Source organism: Pseudomonas sp. LPB0260 (genome assembly GCF_013388395.1).
Map to the genome: position 1 here is coordinate 417,591 of NZ_CP058247.1, position 11,904 is coordinate 429,494.

At 65.9% G+C, this 11,904-nt stretch carries 8 protein-coding genes and 2 pseudogenes; 8 read left to right on the forward strand and 2 right to left on the reverse strand.

Annotated elements, in window-relative coordinates:
* Positions 1–26 precede the first annotated feature (26 nt).
* Together nuoM and nuoN are read left to right on the forward strand one after the other, a co-directional pair.
* On the forward strand, positions 27–1,556 hold the full coding sequence (gene nuoM, locus LPB260_RS01785) for an NADH-quinone oxidoreductase subunit M (RefSeq protein ID WP_208706936.1): 1,530 nt from the start codon (positions 27–29) through the stop codon (positions 1,554–1,556).
* A 22-nt stretch (positions 1,557–1,578) separates the two neighbouring features.
* A complete protein-coding gene (nuoN, locus tag LPB260_RS01790) occupies positions 1,579–3,057 on the forward strand; it encodes an NADH-quinone oxidoreductase subunit NuoN (RefSeq protein WP_208706937.1) in 1,479 nt (492 codons plus the stop codon).
* Positions 3,058–3,123: 66 nt separating this feature from the next.
* Here the strand turns inward: nuoN and LPB260_RS01795 are convergent, their stop codons facing one another.
* On the reverse strand, positions 3,124–4,443 hold the full coding sequence (locus LPB260_RS01795; RefSeq protein WP_208706938.1) for a Na+/H+ antiporter family protein: 1,320 nt from the start codon (positions 4,441–4,443) through the stop codon (positions 3,124–3,126).
* Positions 4,444–4,933: 490 nt separating this feature from the next.
* On the opposite strand from LPB260_RS01795, the pseudogene LPB260_RS29250 reads away from it, so the two are divergent.
* The 4 genes and pseudogenes from LPB260_RS29250 to LPB260_RS01810 all read left to right on the forward strand — a co-directional run.
* Positions 4,934–6,001 (forward strand): annotated as a pseudogene (locus LPB260_RS29250) (HAMP domain-containing protein); the annotation flags it as partial.
* 345 nt (positions 6,002–6,346) lie between these two features.
* A pseudogene (locus LPB260_RS29255) lies at positions 6,347–6,859 on the forward strand (methyl-accepting chemotaxis protein); the annotation flags it as partial.
* 221 nt (positions 6,860–7,080) lie between these two features.
* Positions 7,081–8,160 carry a patatin-like phospholipase family protein gene (locus LPB260_RS01805; protein ID WP_208706940.1) on the forward strand — a complete coding sequence of 360 codons (1,080 nt, stop codon included), beginning with the start codon at positions 7,081–7,083 and terminating at the stop codon, positions 8,158–8,160.
* A 72-nt stretch (positions 8,161–8,232) separates the two neighbouring features.
* Positions 8,233–9,078: a hypothetical protein gene (locus LPB260_RS01810; protein WP_208706941.1), complete on the forward strand. Its 846-nt coding sequence runs from the start codon at positions 8,233–8,235 to the stop codon at positions 9,076–9,078.
* Between the two features lie 127 nt (positions 9,079–9,205).
* Here LPB260_RS01810 and LPB260_RS01815 read toward each other — a convergent pair whose 3' ends face one another.
* Complete coding sequence (locus tag LPB260_RS01815) at positions 9,206–9,877, reverse strand: hypothetical protein (RefSeq protein ID WP_208706942.1); 672 nt, start codon at positions 9,875–9,877, stop codon at positions 9,206–9,208.
* A gap of 569 nt (positions 9,878–10,446) precedes the next feature.
* On the opposite strand from LPB260_RS01815, the gene LPB260_RS01820 reads away from it, so the two are divergent.
* A complete protein-coding gene (locus tag LPB260_RS01820) occupies positions 10,447–10,716 on the forward strand; it encodes a hypothetical protein (protein ID WP_208706943.1) in 270 nt (89 codons plus the stop codon).
* 176 nt (positions 10,717–10,892) lie between these two features.
* On the forward strand, positions 10,893–11,888 hold the full coding sequence (locus tag LPB260_RS01825) for a GlxA family transcriptional regulator (protein WP_208706944.1): 996 nt from the start codon (positions 10,893–10,895) through the stop codon (positions 11,886–11,888).
* Positions 11,889–11,904: the final 16 nt, after the last annotated feature.

Here is an 11,904-nt window from a genome sequence, read left to right on the forward strand (position 1 = left end):
CTACTGCGAAAGGAACCCCGCCCATCATGATTCTGCCCTGGCTAGTCCTGATCCCCTTCATCGGCGGCCTGCTGTGCTGGCTGGGTGAGCGTTTCGGCAACACGCTGCCGCGCTGGGTCGCCCTGCTGACCATGGCCCTGCTGTTCGGCCTGAGCCTGTGGCTGTGGTCCAGCGCCGATTTCAGCCTGGCCCCGGCGCCCGGCGTCGAGCCGCGCTGGGCCTACGAGTTCCAGCTGCCGTGGATCGAGCGCCTGGGCATCAGCCTGCACCTGGCGCTCGATGGCCTCTCGGTGCTGATGATCAGCCTCACCGGACTGCTGGGCGTACTCTCGGTGCTCTGTTCCTGGCATGAGATCCAGAACCGCGTCGGCTTCTTCCACCTCAACCTGATGTGGATTCTCGGCGGCGTGGTCGGGGTCTTCCTGGCCATGGACCTGTTCCTGTTCTTCTTCTTCTGGGAAATGATGCTGGTGCCGATGTACTTCCTCATCGCGCTCTGGGGCCACAGCGGCAGCGCCGGCAAGACCCGCATCACCGCCGCCACCAAGTTCTTCATCTACACCCAGGCCAGCGGCCTGATCATGCTGGTGGCGATCCTCGCCCTGGTGTTCGTCCACTTCAACGGCAGCGGCGTGCTGACCTTCAACTACGCCGACCTGCTGAAGACCGAGCTGGAACCGGGCACCGAGTTCCTGCTGATGCTCGGCTTCTTCATCGCCTTCGCCGTGAAATTCCCGGTGGTGCCCTTCCACTCCTGGCTGCCGGATGCCCACGCCCAGGCGCCGACCGCCGGCTCGGTGGACCTGGCCGGCATCCTGCTCAAGACCGCCGCCTACGGCATGATCCGCTTCGCCCTGCCGCTGTTCCCCAACGCCTCGGCGGAGTTCGCCCCGGTGGCCATGGGCCTGGGCGTGTTCGCCATCGTCTACGGCGCCCTGCTGTCGTTCGCCCAGACCGACATCAAACGCCTGGTGGCCTACTCGAGCGTGTCGCACATGGGCTTCGTGCTGATCGCCATCTACTCGGGCAGCCAGATCGCCCTGCAGGGCGCGGTGGTGCAGATGCTCGCCCACGGCCTGTCCGCCGCCGCACTGTTCATCCTCTGCGGCCAGCTCTACGAGCGCCTGCATACCCGTGACATGCGCGAGATGGGCGGGATCTGGGCGCGCATGCCCTGGCTGCCCGCCCTCAGCCTGTTCTTCGCCGCGGCGGCCCTCGGCCTGCCCGGTACCGGCAACTTCATCGGTGAATTCCTCATCCTCATCGGCACCTTCCCCGCCGCACCCTGGGTCACCGTCCTCGCCGCCAGCGGCCTGGTGCTCGGTTCGGTCTACTCGCTGATCATGATCCACCGCGCCTACTTCGGCCCGGCCAAGGAAGAAGGCGCGCTGCTCGGGCTAAAGCCCCGCGAGCTGGGCATGGTGCTGGGCCTGGCCGTGCTGCTGACGCTGCTCGGCATCTACCCACAACCAGTGCTGGACACCTCGGCGGCCAGCATGCAGGGCGTGCAGCAGTGGTTCAGCACCAGTCTCAGCCAATTCGCCTCGGTTCGGTAAGCGATCTATGGAAAGCAGCGACATGCCCTTTACCCTGCAACACCTCATCGCCCTGCTGCCACTGCTGGTGACCAGCGCCACGCTCATCGTGGTGATGCTGGCGATCGCCTGGAAGCGCAACCACAGCCTGACCTTCGTCCTCTCGGTAGTCGGCCTGAACCTGGCCCTGCTGGCGATCATCCCGGCGCTGGAGGTCGCCCCGCTGCAGGTGACGCCGCTGCTACTGGTGGACCGCTTCGCCTGCTACTACATGGCCCTGATACTGGCGGCCACCCTGGCTTGCGTGACCCTGACCCACGCCTACCTGGGCGAGGCCACCCTGGGCGCCGGACAAACCAGCCGCCAGGGCTATCCCGGCAATCGCGAGGAGATGTACCTGCTGATGCTGCTGTCGGCCGCCGGCGGCCTGGTGCTGGCCGGTGCACAGCACCTGGCGGGGCTGTTCATCGGCCTGGAGCTGCTCTCGGTGCCGATCTACGGCCTGGTCGCCTATGCCTTCTTCGACAAGCGTTCGCTGGAGGCCGGCATCAAGTACATGGTGCTGTCGGCGGCCGGCAGCGCCTTCCTGCTGTTCGGCATGGCCCTGCTCTATGCCGACTCCGGCAGCCTCGGTTTCGCCCAGATCGGCGCCAGCCTCGCCGCCGGCGGCAGCCAGCTGGTGCAGATCGGCATCGGCATGATGCTGGTCGGCCTGGCCTTCAAGCTGTCGCTGGTGCCCTTCCACCTGTGGACGCCGGACGTCTACGAGGGCGCGCCGGCGCCGGTGGCGGCGTTTCTCGCGACCGCCAGCAAGGTCGCGGTATTCGCCGTGCTGCTGCGCCTGTACCAGATATCCCCGGCCACCGCCGGCGGCTGGCTGAATGACCTGCTGACGCTGATCGCCATCGCCTCGATCCTGGTCGGCAACCTGCTGGCGCTGCTGCAGAGCAACCTCAAACGCCTGCTGGGCTATTCCTCGATTGCCCATTTCGGCTACCTTCTGGTGGCCCTGGTGGCCAGCAAGGGCCTGGCGGTGGAGGCCATCGGCGTCTACCTGGCCACCTACGTGCTGACCTCCCTGGGCGCCTTCGGCGTGATCACCCTGATGTCGACCCCCTACAACGGCCGTGATGCCGACGCCCTGTACGAGTACCGCGGGTTGTTCTGGCGCCGACCCTACCTCACCGCGGTGCTCACGGTGATGATGCTGTCGCTGGCCGGCATTCCGCTCACGGCCGGCTTCATCGGCAAGTTCTACATCATCGCCGCCGGCGTGCAGGCGCAGCTGTGGTGGCTGCTCGGCGCCCTGGTGCTGGGCAGCGCCATCGCTGTGTTCTACTACCTGCGGGTGATGGTCACCCTGTTCCTCAACGAACCCAACCTGCACCGCCACGACGCGCCCTTCAACTGGGGCCAGCGCGCCGGCGGAATCATGCTGCTGTTCGTGGCGCTGCTGGCGTTCGCCATTGGCATCTACCCGCAGCCGCTGCTGGCCATGCTCAGCGGCATCAGCCTGGGCTGAAACGCAGGCGGGGTTGCCGAATGACCGGCAACCCCGCTGATGAGCCCTCTCCCCGCGCCGTTGGGGCTACAGCACCATCGCCGCCAGCCAGCCGAACGCCAGCAGCGGCAGGTTGTAGTGCAGGAAGGTCGGCACCACGCTGTCCCAGATGTGATTGTGCTGGCCATCGACGTTCAGGCCCGCGGTCGGCCCGAGGGTCGAATCGGAAGCCGGCGAGCCGGCATCGCCCAGGGCCCCGGCGGTGCCGACGATGCTGACGATGGCCAGCGGGCTGAAACCCAGTTGCAGCCCCAGCGGCACGAAGATCGCGGCGATGATCGGCACGGTCGAGAAGGACGAGCCGATGCCCATGGTCACCAGCAGGCCGACCAGCAGCATCAGCAGCGCGCCGATGGCCTTGTCGTGGCCGATCAGCTGCGCAGCGCCGTCGACCAGGGTGCTCACCTCGCCGGTGGCCTTCATCACCTCGGCGAAGCCGCCGGCGGCGATCATGATGAAGCCGATCATCGCCATCATCTTCATGCCTTCGGTGAACAGGCCGTCGGCCTCCTTCCAGCGCACCACCCCGGACAGCGAGAAGATCACGAAGCCCACCAGGGCGCCGATGATCATCGAGTCCAACCACAACTGCACGACAAAGGCGGCGGCGATGGCCACACCGGCCACCAGCAGGCTCAAGGGGTTGTAGCTCACGTCCACGCGCTCGACCCGCTCGATCTTCGCCAGGTCGTAGACGCGCTTGCCGCGGTAGCTCAGCAGCACCGCCACCAGCAGCCCCAGCAGCATGCCCAGCGCCGGAATCGCCATCGCCTGGCTCACGCTGATGCCACTGGTATCCACCCCGGCCTTGGCCACGTTGGCCAGCAGGATCTCATGCAGGAAGATCCCGCCGAAGCCCACCGGCAGGAACATGTAAGGGGTGATCAGGCCGAAGGTCAGCACACAGGCGATCAAGCGGCGATCCAGTTGCAGCCTGCTCAGGACATAGAGCAGCGGCGGCACCAGCAGGGGAATGAAGGCGATATGGATCGGCAGGATGTTCTGCGAGGCGATGGCCACGGCCAGCAGCAGGCCCAGCAGCAGCCACTTGAGCCAGGCCCCGCCCGCGTCCTGCTGCCGACCGACCATGGCCAGGGCCTTGTCGGACAGGGCATGGGCCAGTCCGGACTTGGCGATGGCCACGGCGAAGGCGCCGAGCAGGGCATAGGACAGGGCCACGGTAGCGCCGCCGCCCAGGCCCTGGTTGAAGGCATCCAGCGTGCCCTCCACCCCCAGGCCACCGAGCAGGCCGCCGAGCAATGCACCGATGATCAGGGCGATCACCACATGCACCCGGCACAGGCTGAGGATCAGCATGACGCCGACCGCTGCGATTACTGCATTCATGAAGCACTCCTCGATGTTTGCGCACGTCTGGCGATGGCCACAGGGGGCGTGGCTGGCGCAAAAAGCCGCGCACTCTGCCGCAACCCAGCACTGCTGTCAAAAATAGCCGTGCGAAATAATGATCGAGGCGTGCATAATTTCACCGCACCCTATGGCCGAGCGTCCGAAGTTGCCGGCGAATCCAGCGCGCCAGCCGATTAGCGTTCAAGAAAAGTCGACGCCCGCCGATGGTCAACGAATAAGCCGTTTTACGAATAATAAGGAGCGCCGCATGTCGCCCAGCCGCCTGTCCATTCAGCTGAAGATCACCCTATTGGCGGGACTCTGCCTGGTTCTCATCGTCACCCTGCTGGTGGGCGCCTCGCTCTACCAGTCGACCAGCACCGCCGAGCTGGTGCGCAGCTCCAGCAGTGACATGCTCAAGAACAGCGCCAAGTTGCGCCTGCAGGCCCGCGGCGAACTGCAGGCGATCCGCATCCAGCGCTACTTCATGGACGCCTATCAATACGGCACGGGCTTTTCCCGGCAGATCCTGTTCCTGCGCGACCAGGCGAAGAAACGCTTCCTCGACGCCTTCGACCTGCGCGAGGACCTGACCCGGCAGGTACGCAGCAGCCTGGAGGCCAACCCCGACCTGCTCGGCCTGTATCTGGTGTTCGAACCCAATGCCCTGGACGGCAAGGACGAGCTGTTCGTCGACCAGCCCGCGCTGGGCAGCAACGAGCAGGGGCGTTTCTCGCTCTACTGGTCGCAACCCTCGCCGGGCACGCTGGAATCCGAGTCGATGAGCGAGGAGATGCTCGGCGATACCAAGGTCGGCCCCAGCGGCGATCCCTACAACGCCTGGTACACCTGCCCGCGCGACAGCCGCAAGGCCTGCGTGCTGGAGCCCTACTACGACGAGGTCGGTGGCCGCCAGGTGCTGATGACCAGCATCGCCTTCCCCCTCGAGTTGGAGGGCAAGGTGATCGGTGTCATGGGTGTGGACATCAGCCTGGACAGCCTTCAGCAGTTGAGCCTGCAGGCTAATCAGGAGCTCTACGCCGGCGAAGGCCATATCAGCATCTTCAGCCCGGCGGCCCTGCTCGCCGGCCACAGCCGCGACGCCAAGCTGCTCAGCGCCGCAGTCGACAAGGCCTACGGCGAGCATTCCGGCGAGTTGCGTCCGCTGATCAGCAACGGCCAGGCCGCGGAGTTGCAACACGGCGAGATGATGCGCGTGCTGCAACCCTTCAAGCCGATTCCCGAGGCGAAGAACTGGAGTGTGCTGCTGGAAGTGCCCGAGCAGGTCCTGCTCGGCCCGGCCCGGCAGCTGGAGAACCAGCTCGACAGCCGCCGCACCGCGGACAGCAGCCTGAGCCTGCTGATCGGCCTGGTCGCGGTTCTCGCCGGCCTGCTGCTGATGTGGCTGACGGCACGCGGGGTCACCCGGCCCATCCTCGGAGTGGCCGCCATGCTCAAGGACATTGCCAGCGGCGAAGGCGACCTGACCCGCCGCCTGGCATACGCCAAGCAGGACGAACTGGGCGAGCTGGCCGGCTGGTTCAACCGCTTCCTCGACAAGTTGCAGCCGGTCATCGCCGACGTCAAACGCAGCGTGCAGGACGCCCGCAGCACCGCCGACCAGTCCGCGGCCATCGCCAGCCAGACCAGCGCCGGCATGCAGCAGCAGTTCCGCGAAGTCGACCATGTGGCCACCGCCTTCCAGGAAATGAGCGCCACCGCCCAGGATGTCGCGCATAACGCCGCCCAGGCCGCCGAGGCGGCGCGCACGGCCGACCAGGCCAGCCACGAAGGGCTCGGGGTGATCGGCCAGACCACCTCCTCCATCGAGCTGCTGGCCAACGAGATGAACGTGGCCATGCAGGAGGTCGAGGGCCTGGCCAGCAGCAGCGAACAGATCGGCTCGGTGCTGGAGGTGATCCGCTCGATCGCCGAACAGACCAACCTGCTGGCACTCAACGCCGCCATCGAGGCGGCCCGCGCCGGCGAGGCCGGGCGTGGCTTCGCCGTGGTCGCCGATGAGGTGCGCAACCTGGCCAAGCGCACCCAGGACTCGGTGGAAGAGATCCGCCAGGTGATCGAAGGCCTGCAGAGCGGCACCCGCGAGGTGGTCAGCACCATGCACAGCAGCCACCGCCAGGCCCAGGGCAGCGTTGCCCAGGTCGAACAGGCGGTCGCCGCGCTGCAGCGCATCAGCCAGGCGGTCAGCGTGATCACCGAGATGAACCTGCAGATCGCCAGCGCCGCCGAGGAGCAGAGCTCGGTCGCCGAGGAGATCAACCGCAATGTCGCCTCGATACGCGACGTCACCGAAGCCATCTCCGGCCAGGCCGACGAGTCCGCCCAGGTCAGCCAGAACCTCAACCGCCTGGCCAACCATCAACAGAGCCTGATGGATCAGTTCCGCGTCTGAGACCCGCCGGAAGGCGTCGCGCCGCCGGCCCCGGTGTCCGAGGGGCGCGACAGCTTCCAGGTTCCGCCGCGCCGGATTGACGCGCTTGCGGCGCCCATGACCGGGACGACCGGACCTTCGCCGATACCCTGTGACGCCGGGTCCCATCATTCAGCCGGTGAAGTGCCCGGGGATCGACCGCTACTAGCCGTATAATCACGCCCCCGACGACGGAGGCGAGCATGAGCGCGATTCACATCAAGTCCCCTGCCCTGACGATCAAGGCCGGTTCCCGGGCCATGGCGCGCATTCGCCAGCATGGCCTGCAACCGGCGGACGTCGGCATCCTGCCCGGCGCCGCCGGTGGCCCCAAGGCCCTGGGCATTCAGGGCCTGGACCTGGCGCTGTTCGGTGACTGGCTGCCCCGCGCCCCGCGCGAGCGCGCGCTGATCGGCGCCTCGATCGGCTCCTGGCGCTTCGCCAGCGCCTGCCTGGACGATGCCGCCGCCGGCATTCGCCGTCTTGGCGAGTTGTATACCCAGCAGCAGTTCGCCAAAGGCGTGAGCATGGCCGAGGTCTCGAACAGCTGCCGGCTGATGCTCGAGCAGCTGCTCGAGGGTCGCGACGCCCAGGTGCTGAACAATCCCCACTATCGCCTGAACATCGTGCTGGTGCGCAGCCAGGGGCTGCTGCAGCACGATCACCGTGCCGCACTGGGCCTCGGCCTGTCGGCGGTCATCGGCAACAACCTGCTCGGCAGGCCACGCCTGGCCCGGCATTTCGAACGGATCATCCTGCATGACGACCGCCAGGCCCCGCCCTTGGCGCCGCTACGGGACTTTCCTTCGCGCTGCCTGCCACTGGGCCCGCACAACCTGCGCCACGCCCTGCTCGCCTCCGGCTCGATCCCCATGATCATGCAAGGCGTGCGCGACATACCCGGGGTCGGCCCCGGCACCTACCGCGACGGCGGCCTGCTCGACTACCACCTCGACCTGCCGTACAGCGGCAACGATATCGTGCTCTACCCGCACTTCACCGATCGGATCATCCCCGGCTGGTTCGACAAGGGCATGTCCTGGCGGCGTGGCGACGGCGGGCGCCTGCAGGACGTGCTGCTGCTCGCTCCATCGGCGGACTACCTCGCCCGCCTGCCCCATGGCAAGCTGCCAGACCGCAAGGATTTCAGCCGTTACCTGGGCGACGACGGTGGTCGCCGACGCTGCTGGCGCCAGGCCATGGACGAAAGCCGCCGGCTTGGTGACGAGTTCCTCGAACTGGTGGAGGGCGGCACACTGGCCGAGCGCATGGTGGCGCTCTAAGGCGCGCCGCGATTGCCAGGGAGGGCCGCAGACGGCTAGTTTTACGCGCCACGCAACCAAGGACGGATCTGTATGAAACTGGCGGTCGCCATCATCCACGGCATCGGCACCCAACCCGACATTCGCGACGGCGACGGCCAGCACGCCTTCGCCCAGGAGCTGATCGCCGGCCTGCGCCAGCGCCTGGGCGTCGACGCCGACCAGGTGGCCTTCCAGAGCCTGTACTGGGCGAGCGTGCTGGACAAACGCCAGCTGGCCTACCTCGACCAACTGCGCGGGCAGCCAGTGCGCTGGCGCTGGTTGCGGCGCATCGTCACCCTGTTCCTCGGTGATGCCAGCGGCTACCGCCAGGTCAGCCAGGCCTATGACACCACCTACGAGGAGGTCCACCAATGCCTGCGCAACGGTCTCAACCGTCTGCGCGCCCGGGTCGATGCCCATACCCCGCTGGTGGTGCTTGCCCACTCCCTGGGCGGGCACATCTTCTCCAATTTCGTCTGGGACCAGCAGCGCATCAACCGCACCGCGTCCTGCCCCCACGACCCCTTCCTGGGCCTGGAAACCCTGGCCGGCCTGGTCACCTTCGGCTGCAACATCCCGCTGTTCACCTTCGCCTACGACCCGGTGGTACCGATCCGCTTCCCCGGCCACTGCCTGAGCGAACCCGTGCGCGATCAGGCGCGCTGGCTCAATCTCTACGCGCCAGCGGACATTCTCGGCTATCCGTTACGGCCGATACCGGGCTATGCGAGCGTGGTCCACGAAGATCGCGCCATGCCCGTCGGGCCCTGGTACAAACGCCACACGCCGCTGAGCCACCTCGCCTATTGGCAGGATCGGCGCTTTCAGCGCTATGTCGCGCAGTACCTGCAGCGGGTCCTGAACGCCTGCACTGCGCCGAAAGCCTCCGGCGGCTGAGCGGCCAAACAAAACGCCCCGGAACCCATGGCAACCCTCGAGGGTTGCCTGTGTTCCGGGGCGTCCTTCCGGCACGCTTCAATCAGCGCGGGGAGCGGCCAAACCTGCGTGGTTCAGCGATCAGCGATTACCACGCCGCCAGCGCCGGGTTGCGCACCACCTCGCTGCCAGCTGCCTGAGCCGCGCCAGCTTCCTCGCGCTTCTTCGCCCACTGGGTGAGCAGCACCATCGCGATGAAGCCACCGACGATCATCACCGGATAGGCGGCGAGAATCTCGGTCAGCGAGTACTTCCAGGACAGCGGACGACCGATGCCCAGCATCGCCGCGTAGAACCAGGACACACCCGACAGCGCGCCGGCAAACAGTGCGAACATGCGCATGCTGAACTTCAGTTTGAGCAGCGAGCCGGCCTTCTGCAGCGCCGGCAATACCAGGCCGTGCAGCAGCATGCCGTTGAAGGTCAGCAGCATGACGATGGCGATCTTGGCCTGCAGCTTGGGGTTGAGCAGGTAGGACAAGCCACTGGCACTGATATCCAGCCAGATGATCGCCACGCCACTGACCCAGAGCACCGCCAGGGCAATGGAAACGGACTTCTGCAGGCTTTCCATATGCTGGCTGTCCTGCAGATGGGAGTTTCCGCCCTTGAACAACTCTTTGATCATGGCGAAGTCGCTGGTCAGTACCATGCCGATGGCGACACAGCAGGCGATCAGGTGCGCGTACACAATCCCTAGGCGCATAAACTCCATGGTTGCTTGCTGCTCAAAGAACGCGGCGATAGTGCTCAGGTCCATGGGATACCTCTACTTCTTGCTGGGTGAACCAAACAGATCGATCGACTTGGTTCAGCGAGTTTCTACATTTGCAGTGAAGAAATGACTCCAATGCTGCTTTGCGGTTTCTGTGGCGAAACATCAAATGCACTACTACTTGGCGAATGAACTGCTCATCATTCGATTTCCTCTTTCAAAGGTAAAAAGCTCCCCCGCACCTGATGTCGTGCATCCGAGAAAGAGCTCCTGATTGGGTGAGGTCGACGCTAAGTCGGCCGTCCTCAAATGGCTACTCTCTGAGCGAGCGAAGTTGAAATCGTTCACTTTTCATACAGCAACGCCGACGAACGGCAGCCTTCCGAAACACGCACAAACGCTAGCGATTGGCCATCTTCCGGGCTCGAAGCCGGGAGAATATTGGTGATTTCCGACATTGCCGAACAGTTGAGCGACAGCTTCCGTGAACCAGTTGAACTTTTCGCTTCGGCCATGTGACTTATTAGTCAGGGTCGGTCATCAACAGCTATGACCGGCCAGCGCGCACTCATGCCGCTGTCCCTACACACTTTGGGATCACCTCGGAGAACCCCATGGACGCCCCGCTGCGTTTCAACGAAGCACTGCTCATCGCCGATCGCGCCTTCAAGCCCTTCCAATGCGTTGCCTGGTCGCCGCAAGACGGCACCGGCGAGCTGAGTCTGACGGTCATCGACCGCACCAGCACTCGCCTGCTCGGTAGAACCCAGCTGCCCAGCAGCATCTACAGCGACCCGGACAAGCTGGCCAAGGTGCTGGAACAGTCCCGCCAGGAGCTCAGTAAGCAGGGTTTCAACCTCGCGCCCTGGAGCATGCCGGAGTAAATCGCCCGGCGACTGGCTCCCCGGTCCGCGCGGCGCCCAACGCCGCGCGTACGGATCACTGCTGGCACCTCGTGCTCGGGCCAGCCCACGAACTGGCATTATCCGTGGGCTTAGTGTCCTTGTTGCCATCCCCTCGCTGAGCGCAGACTGCATCCATTGCTCACCGAGACCTCCCCATGGATGCGCCGAAAACCATCGCCTGCCTGATCTACCCGGACGTCATGAGCCTCGACGTGACCGGCCCGCTACAGGTATTCGCCTCCGCCAACGACGAACGCCAACGCCAGGGGTTGCCGCCCAGCTACAGATTGCTGGTACTCGGTCCCCAGGCGGGCGCGATCGCCACCTCGGCCGGCGTCCAGCTACTCGCCGAACAGGCCTGGGAGCAGACCGACGCGACCCACATCGATACCCTGCTGATTCCCGGCGGCGCCGGCGAACAGCAGCAGTGTCAGAACCCGCAACTGCTGAGCTGGCTGCGCGCGGCGGAACCTCGGGTACGCCGTCTCGGCTCGGTCTGCTCCGGCGCCCTGATCCTGGCGGCCGCCGGACTGCTCGATGGCCGCCGCGCCACCACCCACTGGGCCGATGTGGGCAGGCTGCGCGAGGCTCATCCGCAGGTCGAGGTGCAGGGGGATTGCCTGCACACCTACTCAGCCGATGACCCGGGCGGCGATGCGCACATATTCACCTCAGCCGGCGTAACCGCCGGTATCGACCTGGCCCTGGCGCTGGTGGAGGCCGATCTCGGCCGCGCCATGGCCCTGACCGTGGCCCGCCGGCTGGTGATGTTCCTGCGCCGACCCGGCGGCCAGGCCCAGTTCAGTGCGCTGCTTGCCCCCGACCCCAGTCGCATACCGCGCCTGGCCGCCCTGCTCGACTGGATTCCCGCTCACCTGGCCGATGACCTTTCGGTGGAGGCGCTGGCCGCCCAGGCCTGTATGGCACCGCGCACCCTGTCGCGGGTATTCGTCGAGGAGCTGGGCATGGGACCCGGTCGCTATGTCGAACGCATCCGCCTGGAGACCGCCCGTCACCTGTTGCAGAACGCCAACGCCTCGATCTCCACGGTGGCGCGCCTCACCGGCTTCGGCCACCCGGAGAACCTGCGTCGGGCCTTCCACAAGCATCTATCCGTCAGCCCCCAGGCCTACGCCGAGCGATTCGCCTGATGCCAACGAGCACAAT

Excerpts from the sequence above, each read along its gene's own strand:
- nuoM (WP_208706936.1), top strand. The coding sequence starts at position 27 with ATGATTCTGCCCTGGCTAGTCCTGATCCCCTTCATCGGCGGCCTGCTG.
- nuoN (WP_208706937.1), top strand. The coding sequence starts at position 1,579 with ATGCCCTTTACCCTGCAACACCTCATCGCCCTGCTGCCACTGCTGGTG.
- LPB260_RS01795 (WP_208706938.1), bottom strand. The coding sequence starts at position 4,443 with ATGAATGCAGTAATCGCAGCGGTCGGCGTCATGCTGATCCTCAGCCTG.
- LPB260_RS01805 (WP_208706940.1), top strand. The coding sequence starts at position 7,081 with ATGAGCGCGATTCACATCAAGTCCCCTGCCCTGACGATCAAGGCCGGT.
- LPB260_RS01810 (WP_208706941.1), top strand. The coding sequence starts at position 8,233 with ATGAAACTGGCGGTCGCCATCATCCACGGCATCGGCACCCAACCCGAC.
- LPB260_RS01815 (WP_208706942.1), bottom strand. The coding sequence starts at position 9,877 with ATGGACCTGAGCACTATCGCCGCGTTCTTTGAGCAGCAAGCAACCATG.
- LPB260_RS01820 (WP_208706943.1), top strand. The coding sequence starts at position 10,447 with ATGGACGCCCCGCTGCGTTTCAACGAAGCACTGCTCATCGCCGATCGC.
- LPB260_RS01825 (WP_208706944.1), top strand. The coding sequence starts at position 10,893 with ATGGATGCGCCGAAAACCATCGCCTGCCTGATCTACCCGGACGTCATG.